Origin of the sequence: Pseudomonas sp. GZJR-8 (assembly GCF_002916705.1) — a bacterium.
GTDB classification, from domain to species: Bacteria; Pseudomonadota; Gammaproteobacteria; order Pseudomonadales; family Pseudomonadaceae; genus Aquipseudomonas; species Aquipseudomonas synxantha_A.
The window spans coordinates 159490-172631 of the sequence record NZ_JXSI01000004.1; the positions used below are offsets into that span (position 1 = coordinate 159490).

A 13142-nucleotide genomic window follows, 5' to 3' on the forward strand; every position below is an offset into this window, starting at 1 on the left:
ACCTCATGAGGATGTAGGCAAAGGTGGGCGGCGCAATAAGCCATGCACCGGACCGAATACCACGGACAACACATATCCAGCGCCCGCCACCAACACGATCGCCGGGCCGCTGGGCAGTGAGTAGTAGAACGACAGCAGCAAACCCAGCCACACCGACAGGCATCCCAGCACCGCCGATACCGCGATCAACACCGGCAGGCGTCGGCTCCAGAAGCGTGAAGCGATGGCCGGCAGCATCATCAAACCCACCACCATCAGTGCGCCGATGGCTTGAAAACCGATCACCAGGTTCAGCACCACCAGGGTCAGGAACAGGCCGTGGGCCAGTGGGCCAAGGCGGCTGACGGTTTGCAGGAACAGCGGGTCAAGGGTGTCGAGCAGCAGGGGTTTGTAGATCAGTGCCATGGCGATCAGGCTGAAGCCGGACACCCAGAGCATTCCGGTCAGTGTGGTTTCGTCCACGGCCAGGGCGGAGCCGAATAACAGGTGCAGCAGGTCCAAGCGTTTGCCGGCAATGCCCAGGATCAATACACCGGCCGCGAGCGAAATGGGGTAGATGGCGGCGAGGCTGGCGTCTTCGCGCAGGCCGGTGCGGCGGGTGATCCACGCCGCCAGGCCGGCCATGCTCAGGCCTGCGCCGAGGCCGCCGAGGGTCAGGGCGGGCAGGCTTAGCCCTGCGAACCAGAAACCCAGTGCGGCGCCCGGCAGAATGCCGTGAGCCACGGCGTCACCGATCAGGCTCATGCGTCGCAGGATCAGGAACACGCCCAAGGGGGCGGTGCTACATGCAAGCACCAACCCGCCGATCAGTGCGCGGCGCATAAACACGAAATCCTGAAATGGCATCCACAAGTGAGCGGTGAGGTGCATCAGGCCACCTGCATCTGTGGTTGCGGGCGGATCAGCTCTTTGCTGGGGCCGAACACGCAGCCGGTGTTTTTAAGCTGCAATACGTGCTGGGTGTGGTGACGCACGGACGCCAAGTCATGACAGACGACCACCAGCGTGCGGCCTTGGTTGTGCCAGGTATGGATGTGTTTCCAGCACAGTGCCTGGCCGTCTTCGTCGAGGGCGGCGTGGGGTTCGTCGAGCAGCAGGATGGGGGAGTCGGCCAGGCTCATACGGGCGAGCAGGGCGCGTTGCAGTTCGCCACCGGATAACGCCATCAGCGGGCGCTGTTCCAAACCGCTGAGACACCAGTCGTCCAATACGGCGTGCAGGCGCTCGTTGCGTTCATGTGAATTCAGCTGGGTGCCCCAGAAGCCGGCAGCCACCAACTCTTGCAAACTGATCGGAAACTGACGATCCAGGTGCTGTTGCTGGGGCAAGAACGACAAGCCGCCGCGACGTGGAACATCGACACGCACCTTGCCCGTCAGCGGCTTTTGCAACCCGGCGATCACTTTGACCAGGCTGCTCTTGCCGGTGCCATTGGCGCCGATAATCCCTGTGAGGCTACCTTTTTCCAGCGTCAGGTTCAGCGCCGGCGTCAGTGGTTGGCCGGGGGCGCCCCAGCGCAAAGCGTGGCAGGTAATCATGCAAAGTCTCTCGTCCAACGGCTTTCTGCCACCGCATCGTGGGCGTGCAGGCTTTCAGCGTGGATCACTTTGAGGTGGAAGGCTTTGACGGCATCCGAGCGCTTCAAGGCGAGGTTCAAGCGGCGAGCGGCATCTTCGCAGAACATGAGGTTCTGTCCGTTAGCCAGGGCGAACGCTTGTTCATCCGCACGTTTCACCGCGGTTTGTACGGCAGTGCCCAGAGCTGCTTCGGCAGCGTTGATCAAGTCGACTATCGCCAGATCGTCACCCTGCAGCTGAACGTTTAACTGCGCGGTACTGCGTTGGCTATGGGGCGTGGCCACAATACCGTGGGCGCTGCCCAGCCAGCTCAACACGTCTTCATGCTGCAGAGGAGTGTCGGCAAAATCTTCGAGAAACTGCTGCTGAATCAGCTGTCTGGCCAGGGCAGCGGAGCAAGGGCAGGTTGAGGAATAAGTAACGTCAATTTTTAGTTCCACGTGGAACATCTGATTTTCCACACGCGCTTCGATGCTGACCGGATAGCTTTTCCAACCCTCCAAAGGGCTGACCAACGCGGGGCGTTTTAACAACAAATGTGTGTGAATACGCAGGTAGGCGTTCTTAGATAAATCTTCATGTGTGTCTAGAAAACGCTGCAGTACATTACGCAAGAGTGCAGATGTAAGGGGTTGCTGTTCGAGCATTTCCAACGCCAGGTAGAGGCGTGACATATGAATGCCACGGGCTGTACCGTCGTTCAGGCTTACGCCCGCATCGGCGGTAGCGGCCAGGTGTTGGCCGCCGAGCAGCACAGGCAGGGCAATGCCGCACATGCCCACCCAGTCGAGTGGCAAGGCTTGGCGAGAAGCCTGCGCGGCGATATCCGGCAGAGTCAGCGCATTCATGAGCAGGTCCATCGTTGGAAATGATTAGTCATGTTATAGTATAACAATAACTGCCACGATGAAATTTCTGTCCCAGCCTTTGTTCAGTCCTGTCGAGTAGGGATGCTCCTTTATCTGCGGTATATGTCATGTACAGACGTCAGCTCCTTAACCTACTGCTTGTCAGCCCCTTGTTCACGTTGCCTTTGGGGGCCTACGCCACGCAGATCCGCAATGCGCGGCTGTGGCGTTCGGACGATAAGCTGCGGCTGGTGTTCGACCTTAGCGGCCCGGTGCAATACAAGACGTTCTCCCTGACGTCGCCGGACCGCCTGATCATCGACTTGAGTGGCGCCGGCCTCAGCGGCGACTTTTCCCAACTGGCGCTGAAGAACAGTGGGATTACCTCGATCCGCTCCGGGCATTTCGGCAAGAGCGATACGCGTATCGTCCTGGATTTGGTCGCGCCGATGCAGCTCAACAGTTTTGTGCTGCCGCCCCAGGATGGCCAAGGCCATCGCCTGGTACTGGACCTGACCAACGCCACGCACGCGCCCCGTCAAATCGCTGCTGACCCGGCGCCCTTGGTGGTGCCGGCGGACAAGGCACATCCCAAACGCGACATCATTGTGGTGGTTGACCCCGGCCATGGCGGCAAAGACCCGGGCGCCGTCGGCTCCAAGGGCCAGCGCGAAAAAGATGTGGTGCTGTCGATCGCCCAGTTGCTGGCGAAACGTTTGAAACGTGAAAAAGGTTTTGCCGTAAAGCTGGTGCGCAACGACGACTTCTTCGTACCGCTGCGCAAGCGCGTGGACATCGCCCGCAAGCACAAGGCCGATATGTTCATCTCGGTGCACGCCGACGCCGCGCCACGGCTTACTGCATCGGGCGCTTCGGTGTATGCGTTGTCGCAAGGCGGTGCCACCTCTGCCACGGCGCGGTTCATGGCCCAGCGCGAGAACGGCGCAGACCTCTTGGGCGCCACGACGTTACTCAATTTGAAGGACAAGGACCCGATGCTGGCCGGAGTAATCCTCGACATGTCCATGAACGCCACCATCGCCTCCAGCCTGCAACTGGGCAGCGCGGTATTGGGCAGCCTGCAAAGCATCACCAGCCTGCATCAGAAGCGGGTGGAACAGGCAGGGTTCGCGGTGCTCAAGTCACCGGACGTGCCTTCGATCCTGGTGGAGACCGGGTTTATCTCCAATGCACGGGACGCCCAGCGGCTGGTGACGGCGCGTCATCAACAAGCGGTGGCGGATCGGCTTTTTGAAGGGTTGAAACAGTACTTCCAGAAGAACCCGCCCATCAACAGTTACATGGCTTGGGTGCAGGAACAGCAGAAAACCCAGGCTTAACAGCCGGTCATTCGGTTACAGGTGAACTTGGCGCTGGCGCCGCCGGAACTGGAAAACCGGTTGATGGTGGTCCAGCCCACGCGACGCGTATAGCCAACCCACGCCTCGCCATCCGATGCCAACCCGGTGAAGAACGTCAGCTGCCCGTAGCGGCTATTGGTCTGTGCCCAATAGCGTTTGCCGATCACTTCAAAACCGCGCAGGTAAGTGATGTTGCCCGCAGTCGCCGCGCTGTAGGCATTGCCCAGCGGGTCCACGCAAGCCAGCAGGGTGGCGCTGCGGGTGCAGTTGGCCAACGGGCTTGGGACTTGGGCGCAGGCAGGTCCTGCGGTTGCCAATAGCAGGGCGCACAGCACGTATCTCATCGTGTTTCTCGGGGGGCGAAAGTGATCAAGCATTGCGCCCTTCGTCGTGAGGAGCAAGGGAAGTTGGCTTATTTATATTGTTATACTATAACATAAATGCACAGCCCCACCCGTGAACCGATTCCCATGACCGAACAAGAATTGCTGGCCCAACCGGCTGCTGACTACATGAATGAAGCCCAACAGCGCTTCTTCCGCGAGCTGCTGCTGGCTCAGCGCAATGAACTGCAGGCCCGTATCGACACGCAGTTCCAAGTGCTGCGCGAGCAGGAAACCAATAGCGACCTGGCGGATATCGGCAGCGCTGAAGAGCAGCGCCAGTGGCAGTTGCGCCTACTGGAGCGGGAAAAAAAGCTGTTGGACAAGATCGACGATGCCCTGGAACTGCTGGCCCGCGGTGAATACGGATGGTGCCGGGAAACCGGCGAGCCCATCGGCCTGCAACGCCTGCTCCTGCGCCCCACCGCAACCCTGTGTATCGAAGCCAAAGAACGTGAAGAGCTGCGCGAACGCCATAAACGGGCAGTTTGACCGGCCAACCCTGATGAGGAATACCTGATGCCCAATCGTCTCCCCGTGACCGTGTTGTCCGGCTTTCTCGGCGCCGGTAAAAGCACACTGCTCAACTATGTCCTGCGCAACCGCGACAACCTGCGGGTGGCGGTGATCGTCAACGACATGAGTGAAATCAACATCGACGGCAGCGAGGTGCAGCGCGACGTCACGCTCAATCGTGCCGAAGAAAAACTGGTGGAGATGAGCAACGGCTGCATCTGCTGCACCTTGCGTGAAGACTTGCTGGAAGAAGTCGCCAAGCTGGCCAAGGAAGGGCGTTTCGATTATCTGCTGATCGAATCCACCGGTATCTCCGAGCCGCTGCCCGTGGCCGAAACCTTCACCTTTCGCGATGAAAACGAGCAAAGCCTGGCCGACATTGCACGCCTGGACACCATGGTTACCGTGGTCGATGGCATGAACTTTCTGCTCGACTACCAGGCCGCCGAAAGCCTGGCTTCCCGCGGCGAAACGCTGGGTGAAGAAGATGAGCGCTCCATCACTGACCTGTTGATCGAACAGATCGAATTCGCCGACGTCATCCTGATCAGCAAAATCGACCTGATCAGCAGCCGCGAGCGTGAAGAATTGATGGCCATCCTCGAGCGCCTCAACGCCCAGGCGGAAATCATCCCGATGGTCATGGGCGAGGTGGCGCTGCACAAGATCCTCAACACCGGCCGTTTCGACTTCGAACGCGCTGCCCAGGCGCCGGGTTGGTTGCAGGAGCTGCGCGGTGAGCATGTACCGGAAACCGAAGAATACGGTATTGCCTCCACCGCTTACCGTGCGCGCCGCCCCTTCCATCCACAGCGGTTTTTTGACTTTATCGATCGCCCTTGGGTGAACGGCAAACTGTTGCGCTCCAAGGGCTTCTTCTGGTTGGCCAGCAAACATCAGGACGCCGGCAGTTGGTCCCAGGCTGGTGGCTTGATGCGCCATGGCTTTGCCGGACGCTGGTGGCGCTTTGTGCCCAAAAGCCAATGGCCCCAGGACGAGGAAAGCGTGGCGGCGATCATGGGCAACTGGCAACTGAGCACGGGGGACTGCCGCCAGGAGCTGGTGTTTATCGGGCAAAACATCGACTTCAACCTGATGCGTGCGGAACTGGATGCCTGCTTGCTCAATGATGAAGAAATGGCCCTGGGTGTCGAAGGTTGGCGCCAGCTGCCTGATCCTTTCGGCCCTTGGTATGAGCAGGTCGCCTGATGCTGGCCCCGGTTATCCCCCTGCGCCCCGTGATCCGCCAGACGTGTGGGCAAACTCCGTTGGCACTGTCCGATATCCTCGAATATGGCGTCAACCTGGCGCTGTGGCAACGTCAGTTGCCCCTGCATATCGCCGAGTTCGGCGCCTTGCTGGTGGCGCTCAATGAGCCGCTCGCCGAATCCCTGGTGATTGAGCTCGACAACGAGGACGCCGTGCCGAACTTGCAGGGCCTGGCATCCAGTTGTCGCGATCTTGAGGGTTACGAAGGTTTTATCGCCGATGTGTCATGGCTGGTCAGTGCATTTGCCTGCCTGCTCGGCGCCAAGCGTATTGGCGTACGTTTGCGGCTGTTGGACAAGGCCATGTGCCCGCGTTTTCACGTTGATCATGTGCCGGTTCGGCTGATCACCACCTATGCCGGTATCGGCAGCCAATGGTTGCGCGAAGGTGTGATGGATCGCCGCAAACTGAGCCAGGCGGACGCCGAACCTACCGAGCGTATCGAGCAGATCCACTGCGGTGAGGTGGCGCTGCTCAAGGGCACCAAATGGCATGGTAACGAAGGGCATGGCCTGATCCATCGTTCGCCAGCGCTCAAGGCCGATGAGCGCCGGTTGATCCTGACGCTGGATTGGCTGGCGTAACCGCGTAGGATCAAACGCTCTACACGGCCAGAATGATGTTTCCAATGTTGCAGAACATACCCACCCATGTGATTGCCGGCCCATTGGGCGCCGGCAAGACCAGCCTGATCAAGCACCTGCTCGCTCAGCGCCCGGCCAACGAGCGTTGGGCGGTGCTAATCAACGAATTTGGCCAGATCGGCCTGGACGCTGCCTTGCTGACTCAAGACGCTGACGGCGTCGCCTTGGGCGAGGTTGCGGGTGGGTGCCTGTGCTGTGTGAATGGTGCACCGTTCCAGGTAGGCCTGGGCCGTTTGCTGCGTAAGGCCAAACCGGATCGGCTGTTTATCGAACCTTCGGGTTTGGGTCATCCCGCGCAGTTGCTCAAACAACTACGGGAAGCGCCATGGCAAGACGTGCTGGCCGTGCAGCCCAGCGTGCTGGTGCTGGATGCCCAGGCGTTGGCAGCAGGCAAGCCCTTGCCGCAGGCACAGCAAGCGGCGCTGGCAAGTGCTGGCCTGCTGGTGTTGAACAAGGATGAGGCCCTGAATGCCGCGCAGCGTCAGGCGATTGAACGGCAGTTACCCGATTGCGCGATTTACTGGACACGCCAGGCTCAGCTGCCAATCGACCAGTTGCCGGGCTTGAATGCGCAGGCCCAAGCGGCTGTGGATAACTTGGCGGCGCCTGAAGGCCTCGCGCAAATGCCGGCCATCTGGAGCGATCCTGCCTTGCCCATCTGTTTGAGCCAGGGCCAGGAGGGGGGGTGGAGTATCGGCTGGCGATGGCACCCCAGCCAGCAATTTGATGTCAGCCGTCTGCATCGCTGGCTATCAAGCCTCGACTGGCATCGTGCCAAACTGGTTATCCACAGCGGCGAAGACTGGGTCTCGGCCAACGCTGTGGATAACAGCGTTTTAACCTGGCAACCTAGCGAATGGCGACGGGATTCACGTATCGAATTGATCTTCAGCGAACCACGGGACGTGGCCGCATTGCAGGCGGCGCTGGCAGCCTGCCGCTACTGACGGTTCTTGGTGGCGTGGTCCTGGCGCCATTGGCTCAATTCGATCACTTCGGCGCTAGGCAGTGGCTCCTTGGCTTCGAACGGGTAGGGTGCCAGTTCGATCTGCGCACTGTGGGCGCCGAATTGGGTGATCGTCCCGGCATGGCGGGTCTCCCCGGTCACGGTGAATTCGAAATTATAGACGCGTGCCAGGCGCCGCCGGCCATTGGCATCCTTGACGAAACCAATGCGTTTGAGCGCAACCGCACCATCGAGCAATTCGATATCAAGCTTGGCGCAATGCTGCTTGACCCGCTCCAGCGCCCGCTCACGCAGGCCGTGGTTGTGCCAAACCCAGGCGGCGCCAGTCGCCAGCAGCATCAGCACGAAGATGTTTCCCAGGGTCAGCATTCCATGAACTCCAACAAAGTGAGAGCAGCTTAACTGCGTCGCCGGTCTGTCGTACAGGCTGCGTTTAGTCGCATACTGCGCGGCCAGAATTTCAACGGCTTTACGGAAATCTCCCGCATGAAACGCACACCTCATCTGCTTGCGATCCAGTCTCATGTGGTCTTTGGCCACGCCGGAAACAGCGCCGCCGTGTTCCCCATGCAGCGTGTGGGAGTGAATGTCTGGCCGCTCAATACGGTGCAGTTCTCCAACCACACTCAGTATGGACAGTGGGCGGGCGAAGTGTTGGCGCCGCAGCAGATTCCGGCCCTGGTAGAAGGCATTGCCGCGATTGGTGAGCTGGGCAACTGTGACGCGGTGCTGTCCGGCTACCTGGGCAGCGCCGATCAGGGCCGTGCAATCCTTAGCGGCGTGGCCCGTATCAAAGCGATCAATCCGAAGGCGCTGTACCTGTGCGACCCGGTGATGGGCCACCCGGAAAAGGGTTGCATCGTGCCACAGGAGGTCAGCGATTTCCTGCTCGATGAGGCTGCGGCCATGGCAGATTTCCTGTGCCCCAACCAATTGGAACTGGACAGCTTTGCCGGGCGCAAGCCGCAATCGCTGTTTGATTGCCTGGCCATGGCCAAGGCGTTGCTGGCCCGCGGGCCCAAAGCGGTGCTGGTCAAGCACCTGGACTACCCAGGCAAACTGCCGGAAGGTTTTGAAATGCTGTTGGTGACGGCTGAGGGCAGTTGGCACTTGCGTCGGCCGCTGCTGGCGTTCCCGCGTCAGCCGGTGGGTGTGGGTGACCTGACGTCGGGCCTGTTCCTGGCGCGGGTGCTGTTGGGCGATAGCCTGGTGGCAGCCTTTGAATTCACCGCCGCAGCGGTGCATGAAGTGCTACTGGAGACCCAGGCCTGCGCCAGTTATGAACTGGAACTGGTGCGGGCCCAGGACCGTATTGCCCACCCTCGTGTGCGCTTCGAAGCCACACCGATCAGTTTGTAAGCACAGGGAGCCCGTGGGTTTACAAATTACGGCGCGTCGGCTTTGATCTCCCGGTAACGCTTTTCCAGCTCCTGACGAATCTGCCGACGCTGCTGGGCCTGCGCAAAGCGGCGCTTGTCCTCGCTGTTCTGCGGTTGCAGCGGCGGCACGGCGGCAGGTTTGCGCTGGTCGTCCACGGCCACCATGGTAAAGAAACAGCTGTTGGTATGGCGCACCGAGCGTTCACGGATGTTCTCGGTCACCACCTTGATGCCCACTTCCATCGACGTATTGCCGGTGTAGTTGACCGACGCGAGGAAAGTCACCAGTTCACCGACATGGATCGGTTCGCGAAAAATCACCTGGTCCACCGACAGCGTGACCACATAACGACCGGCATAACGGCTGGCGCAGGCGTAGGCCACTTCGTCGAGGTACTTGAGCAGCGTGCCGCCGTGGACATTGCCTGAGAAGTTAGCCATGTCAGGGGTCATCAGTACCGTCATCGACAGCTGGGCGTTTCCGGGTTCCATAGCACACTCACGGGTTGTAGGCATTGGTTGGGGGGAGGGCACCTCTGCGGGTGCTGGAGTCTTTGCAGCGCCATCCCTAACGGGACGCTGGTGGGCAGCTTGCCGTCACGCGTGCATCGATCTGTTTCCATATATTGCACCGGCTTTTCAGCAGAAGTCGCGGTGTTAACCTTCAAAAGCCCATCTCAGGGCATTTCTTACGATCAAGGCAGACTTTTCCTTCCGCTCTTTGCGACCGTACAAAGGCGGCCGGAAGTGGGAAAAGCGCTGGTACCTCAAGGAGTCCCTCGCCATGCACGCCATCAGCTTTATCCAGGACCTGGCCGTGATCATGCTGGTGGCAGGGGTTGTGACCATCCTGTTTCACCGCCTCAAGCAGCCGGTGGTGCTGGGCTACATCGTCGCTGGCTTTATTATCGGGCCGCATACCCCGCCGTTTGGCCTGATCCACGATGAAGACACGATCAAGACCCTGGCTGAGCTAGGGGTGATTTTCCTGATGTTCTGCCTGGGCCTGGAGTTCAGCCTGCGCAAGCTGTTCAAGGTGGGCGCCACGGCGTTTATCGCGGCCTTCCTGGAAATCGTCCTGATGATCTGGATCGGCTATGAGATTGGCCGCTGGTTCGACTGGAGCACCATGGACTCGCTGTTCCTCGGCGCGATCCTGGCGATCTCCTCGACCACCATCATCGTCAAGGCCCTCAATGACCTGAAGATGAAAGACCAGCGTTTCGCCCAGCTGATTTTCGGGGTATTGATCGTCGAGGACATTCTCGGCATCGGCATCATTGCCCTGCTGTCGAGCATCGCCGTCAGTGGCACGGTCAGCTCAGGCGAAGTGTTCTCCACGGTCGGCAAACTCTCACTGTTCATGATCGTCGCGCTGGTGATCGGCATTTTGCTGGTGCCGCGCCTGCTGGCCTACGTGGCCAAGTTTGAAAGCAACGAAATGCTGCTGATCACCGTATTGGGCCTGTGTTTCGGCTTCTGCCTGCTGGTGGTGAAGCTGGAGTACAGCATGGTGCTCGGCGCCTTCCTGATTGGCGCGATCATGGCTGAATCCCGTCAGTTGATTAAGATTGAGCGCTTGATCGAACCCGTTCGCGACATGTTCAGCGCGATCTTCTTTGTGGCAATTGGTTTGATGATCGACCCGCAGATCTTGCTGCAATACGCGTGGCCGATCGCCGTGATCACCGTGGCTGTGGTACTGGGCAAAATGCTCTCCTGTGGCCTGGGCGCTTTTATCGCTGGCAATGATGGTCGTACTTCGTTGCGGGTCGGTATGGGGCTGTCACAGATTGGCGAATTTTCTTTCATCATCGCAGCGCTGGGGATGACTTTGCAGGTGACCAGCGACTTCCTGTACCCGGTGGCCGTGGCTGTTTCGGCAATCACGACCTTGCTCACCCCCTACCTGATTCGCGGGGCTGACCCGCTGTCGTTGAAGATCGCAGCGGTAATGCCCAAGCGCATGAGCCGGGTATTCGGACTGTATGGCGAATGGCTGCGCAGCATCCAGCCCCAGGGCGAGGGTGCAATGCTGGCGTCGATGATCCGCAAGATCATCCTGCAAGTCGGGGTGAATCTGGCACTGGTGATCGCGATCTTCTTCGCCGGCAGTTTTTTCGCGGCGCGCATCGGCGGGTATCTGGAAGGCTGGATCAGTGATCAGAGCTGGCAGAAGGCGTTGATCTGGGGCGGGGCGCTGCTGTTGTCGCTGCCGTTCCTGATTGCGGCGTATCGCAAGCTCAAGGCGCTGTCGATGTTGCTGGCCGAGATGAGTGTGAAGCCGGAGATGGCCGGGCGGCATACCCAGCGTGTGCGAAGGGTGATCGCGGAGCTGATTCCGCTGCTCTCGCTGCTGGTGATCTTCCTGCTACTGGCAGCCTTGTCGGCCAGCATTCTGCCGACCAACAAGTTGCTGGTGCTGATCGCCGTGGTCACGGCGGCAGTGGCTGCGGTGCTCTGGCGCTGGTTTATCCGGGTGCATACGCGGATGCAGGTGGCCTTGTTGGAAACATTAGATAACCACAAGGATACGCCGGAGCACTAAAGGTTGGGTGTGGGACTCAGCTTTCCAGCCAGACGTCCCGCGCCCAGTGCCACACCGATTCCCAGGATTCTTCGGTGACGATTTCTTCTTCGCCAGACCACAGCACCACGGTGCCGTCTTCTTCGACGCAGTAGTAGTCGTCACCGTCTTGGCAGATTGGGATCAGCTCACGAGGTACACCAAGGTCCCAGGCGTTTGCAGCCACTTCAGGCAGGTAGGTATGGGAGCCCGGGTCAGTAATGGTCACTGGCTCCAAGCTGCCGTACACCACATCACTGACGGTCAGCAGGAATTCCTTAAAGACGAACGGAATATTGATGAACAGCTGTTCTTCAACTTCCACCAGTTGGTCTTCGTCAGGCAGCTCCAAAGGAACCGGGACCGGTTCGTTGGCTTCACGCAATTGTTCGATGATTTCTTCCACGGCCGGGATCCTCTTGCTAGATGGCGCGGTTTATAGGGGCGTTTTATACAGTAGCTCGCTATAAGTGCAACCGTGAAATAGAAAACCCCGGACATGTCCGGGGTTTTTGTTACCGCTTGCTCAAACGCGTGAGTATCAGCTGTTCTGGCGGATACCGGCGACCAGCCATGGCTGGTTCTCGCCCTGAGCACGTTCCATGTTCCAGCTTTCGCTGAACACTTCGCCCTGGTCGAAACGCGACGACTTCGACACGCCGCTGAAGGTCAGGGTGGCGATAGTCTTGTCGGCACGATCATCCACACCTTCAAGCTGTACGCGCAGGTCGTCGATGTAGGTCGACTGGAACGCATCGCCGATCTCGGCGCGTTCGCGCTTGAGGAACTCCAGCAGTTGCGGAGTCACGAACTCGGCAATCTTGTCCATTTCGTTAGCGTCCCAGTGCTGTTGCAGGGACTGGAAGTGGCTGCGGGCCGCTTCGACGAAACGCTCTTCGTTGAACCAGGCCGGAGCATTGATCACCGGACGGGCGGCGGCAGGTGCTGCCGAACCACCGAAGATCGAACCCATGGCTGGCTTCTGCTCGAACACTTCACGCTGCATCGGCGCGCCGGCTGGAGCAAGGTGCTCCTGCTGCTTGCGGCGACGGGCAGCGATAAAGCGGAAGATCACAAAAGCGATGACGGCCAGGATCAGGATGTCGAAGATCTGCATGCCCTGGAAGCCGCCGCCCATGAACATGGACGCGAGCAGGCCACCGGCGGCGATACCGGCCAGAGGGCCCAACCAGCGCGAAGCACCGCCGGCCTTGGCAGCAGCGCCAGCCGCACCGGCTGCACCCGCAGTTGCGGCAGCACCGCCGGCACCGGCGGAGGGAGCCATTTGACTGGTTTGGTGAGTCGGCGCTGCGCCAGAGCTTTTGCCGCCACCGAAGCGTTTGGCGTTGGCGTCCAGGCTCATCGTCAAGCCGATGCACAACGCCATGGCGATGCTAAGAAAACGTTTCATAAAGGGAATTCCCATTTGTGGATTGCACGCGCGCCATGTTGCACAGGTGTCGTAGCAGTGGCTAGCGGCATAATGTTTCGGGCTTTTGCGTAAGACCAAATCCGAAGGGTCTGTAGGACTAACTACAGATATTGGCCCGTGCTCTTCTAAAACAAGGGTGGGCCAATAATCTTCATGTTACGCAGTGTTTCTTGTGGCGAGGGAGCGAGCTGCCTCGCCAC

At 59.7% G+C, this 13142-nt stretch carries 15 protein-coding genes; 7 read left to right on the top strand and 8 right to left on the bottom strand.

Features of this window, described 5'->3' with window-relative positions; translation table 11 throughout:
• Nucleotides 1–3: 3 nt before the first annotated feature.
• The 3 genes from TK42_RS09810 to folE2 are packed head-to-tail and all read right to left on the bottom strand — an operon-like array spanning nt 4 to nt 2425.
• On the bottom strand, nt 4–870 hold the full coding sequence (locus TK42_RS09810; protein WP_103734113.1) for a metal ABC transporter permease: 867 nt from the start codon (nt 868–870) through the stop codon (nt 4–6).
• The gene (locus TK42_RS09815; protein WP_032878643.1) at nt 870–1538 is read right to left on the bottom strand and encodes a metal ABC transporter ATP-binding protein; all 669 of its coding nucleotides are present in this window, start codon (nt 1536–1538) and stop codon (nt 870–872) included. Before TK42_RS09815 ends, TK42_RS09810 begins: the two co-directional genes overlap by 1 nt.
• Nucleotides 1535–2425, bottom strand: a complete 891-nt coding sequence (gene folE2 / locus TK42_RS09820; RefSeq protein ID WP_103734114.1) for a GTP cyclohydrolase FolE2 — start codon at nt 2423–2425, stop codon at nt 1535–1537. Before folE2 ends, TK42_RS09815 begins: the two co-directional genes overlap by 4 nt.
• A gap of 128 nt (nt 2426–2553) precedes the next feature.
• Between folE2 and TK42_RS09825 the strand changes: the two genes are divergently transcribed.
• The gene (locus TK42_RS09825; RefSeq protein ID WP_103734115.1) at nt 2554–3765 is read left to right on the top strand and encodes an N-acetylmuramoyl-L-alanine amidase; all 1212 of its coding nucleotides are present in this window, start codon (nt 2554–2556) and stop codon (nt 3763–3765) included.
• Here TK42_RS09825 and TK42_RS09830 read toward each other — a convergent pair.
• Nucleotides 3762–4130, bottom strand: a complete 369-nt coding sequence (locus TK42_RS09830) for a glutamine synthetase (RefSeq protein ID WP_103734116.1) — start codon at nt 4128–4130, stop codon at nt 3762–3764. The two genes, TK42_RS09825 and TK42_RS09830, sit on opposite strands and share 4 nt — an antisense overlap.
• Nucleotides 4131–4256: 126 nt before the next feature.
• On the opposite strand from TK42_RS09830, the gene dksA reads away from it, so the two are divergent.
• The 4 genes from dksA to TK42_RS09850 are packed head-to-tail and all read left to right on the top strand — an operon-like array spanning nt 4257 to nt 7545.
• Entirely contained in the window at nt 4257–4661 is a 405-nt protein-coding gene (gene dksA / locus TK42_RS09835; protein ID WP_032881172.1) for an RNA polymerase-binding protein DksA, read from the top strand.
• Between the two features lie 27 nt (nt 4662–4688).
• Nucleotides 4689–5894, top strand: a complete 1206-nt coding sequence (zigA, locus tag TK42_RS09840; protein WP_005792573.1) for a zinc metallochaperone GTPase ZigA — start codon at nt 4689–4691, stop codon at nt 5892–5894.
• Nucleotides 5894–6538: a DUF1826 domain-containing protein gene (locus TK42_RS09845; protein ID WP_103734117.1), complete on the top strand. Its 645-nt coding sequence runs from the start codon at nt 5894–5896 to the stop codon at nt 6536–6538. Before zigA ends, TK42_RS09845 begins: the two co-directional genes overlap by 1 nt.
• A 44-nt stretch (nt 6539–6582) precedes the next feature.
• A complete protein-coding gene (locus tag TK42_RS09850) occupies nt 6583–7545 on the top strand; it encodes a GTP-binding protein (RefSeq protein ID WP_103734118.1) in 963 nt (320 codons plus the stop codon).
• On the opposite strand, the gene TK42_RS09855 is transcribed toward TK42_RS09850, so the two are convergent.
• Nucleotides 7539–7934 carry a DUF3301 domain-containing protein gene (locus TK42_RS09855; RefSeq protein ID WP_005792570.1) on the bottom strand — a complete coding sequence of 132 codons (396 nt, stop codon included), beginning with the start codon at nt 7932–7934 and terminating at the stop codon, nt 7539–7541. The two genes, TK42_RS09850 and TK42_RS09855, sit on opposite strands and share 7 nt — an antisense overlap.
• 117 nt (nt 7935–8051) lie before the next feature.
• Between TK42_RS09855 and pdxY the strand changes: the two genes are divergently transcribed.
• Nucleotides 8052–8924 (top strand): pyridoxal kinase PdxY, encoded by an 873-nt coding sequence (pdxY, locus tag TK42_RS09860; RefSeq protein WP_032878650.1) that lies wholly within the window; start codon nt 8052–8054, stop codon nt 8922–8924.
• Nucleotides 8925–8950: 26 nt separating this feature from the next.
• On the opposite strand, the gene TK42_RS09865 is transcribed toward pdxY, so the two are convergent.
• Nucleotides 8951–9436 (bottom strand): acyl-CoA thioesterase, encoded by a 486-nt coding sequence (locus TK42_RS09865; protein ID WP_103734119.1) that lies wholly within the window; start codon nt 9434–9436, stop codon nt 8951–8953.
• A gap of 292 nt (nt 9437–9728) precedes the next feature.
• Here TK42_RS09865 and TK42_RS09870 point away from each other — a divergent pair, with 292 nt between their 5' ends.
• Nucleotides 9729–11492 carry a cation:proton antiporter gene (locus TK42_RS09870; protein WP_005792568.1) on the top strand — a complete coding sequence of 588 codons (1764 nt, stop codon included), beginning with the start codon at nt 9729–9731 and terminating at the stop codon, nt 11490–11492.
• Nucleotides 11493–11508: 16 nt separating this feature from the next.
• Here the strand turns inward: TK42_RS09870 and TK42_RS09875 are convergent, their stop codons facing one another.
• On the bottom strand, nt 11509–11916 hold the full coding sequence (locus tag TK42_RS09875; RefSeq protein ID WP_032878652.1) for an SMI1/KNR4 family protein: 408 nt from the start codon (nt 11914–11916) through the stop codon (nt 11509–11511).
• Between the two features lie 135 nt (nt 11917–12051).
• The gene (locus tag TK42_RS09880; RefSeq protein WP_032878653.1) at nt 12052–12921 is read right to left on the bottom strand and encodes a Tim44 domain-containing protein; all 870 of its coding nucleotides are present in this window, start codon (nt 12919–12921) and stop codon (nt 12052–12054) included.
• Nucleotides 12922–13142: the final 221 nt, after the last annotated feature.

Excerpts from the sequence above, each read along its gene's own strand:
- TK42_RS09810 (WP_103734113.1), bottom strand. The coding sequence starts at position 870 with ATGCACCTCACCGCTCACTTGTGGATGCCATTTCAGGATTTCGTGTTT.
- TK42_RS09815 (WP_032878643.1), bottom strand. The coding sequence starts at position 1,538 with ATGATTACCTGCCACGCTTTGCGCTGGGGCGCCCCCGGCCAACCACTG.
- folE2 (WP_103734114.1), bottom strand. The coding sequence starts at position 2,425 with ATGAATGCGCTGACTCTGCCGGATATCGCCGCGCAGGCTTCTCGCCAA.
- TK42_RS09825 (WP_103734115.1), top strand. The coding sequence starts at position 2,554 with ATGTACAGACGTCAGCTCCTTAACCTACTGCTTGTCAGCCCCTTGTTC.
- TK42_RS09830 (WP_103734116.1), bottom strand. The coding sequence starts at position 4,130 with ATGAGATACGTGCTGTGCGCCCTGCTATTGGCAACCGCAGGACCTGCC.
- dksA (WP_032881172.1), top strand. The coding sequence starts at position 4,257 with ATGACCGAACAAGAATTGCTGGCCCAACCGGCTGCTGACTACATGAAT.
- zigA (WP_005792573.1), top strand. The coding sequence starts at position 4,689 with ATGCCCAATCGTCTCCCCGTGACCGTGTTGTCCGGCTTTCTCGGCGCC.
- TK42_RS09845 (WP_103734117.1), top strand. The coding sequence starts at position 5,894 with ATGCTGGCCCCGGTTATCCCCCTGCGCCCCGTGATCCGCCAGACGTGT.
- TK42_RS09850 (WP_103734118.1), top strand. The coding sequence starts at position 6,583 with ATGTTGCAGAACATACCCACCCATGTGATTGCCGGCCCATTGGGCGCC.
- TK42_RS09855 (WP_005792570.1), bottom strand. The coding sequence starts at position 7,934 with ATGCTGACCCTGGGAAACATCTTCGTGCTGATGCTGCTGGCGACTGGC.
- pdxY (WP_032878650.1), top strand. The coding sequence starts at position 8,052 with ATGAAACGCACACCTCATCTGCTTGCGATCCAGTCTCATGTGGTCTTT.
- TK42_RS09865 (WP_103734119.1), bottom strand. The coding sequence starts at position 9,436 with ATGGAACCCGGAAACGCCCAGCTGTCGATGACGGTACTGATGACCCCT.
- TK42_RS09870 (WP_005792568.1), top strand. The coding sequence starts at position 9,729 with ATGCACGCCATCAGCTTTATCCAGGACCTGGCCGTGATCATGCTGGTG.
- TK42_RS09880 (WP_032878653.1), bottom strand. The coding sequence starts at position 12,921 with ATGAAACGTTTTCTTAGCATCGCCATGGCGTTGTGCATCGGCTTGACG.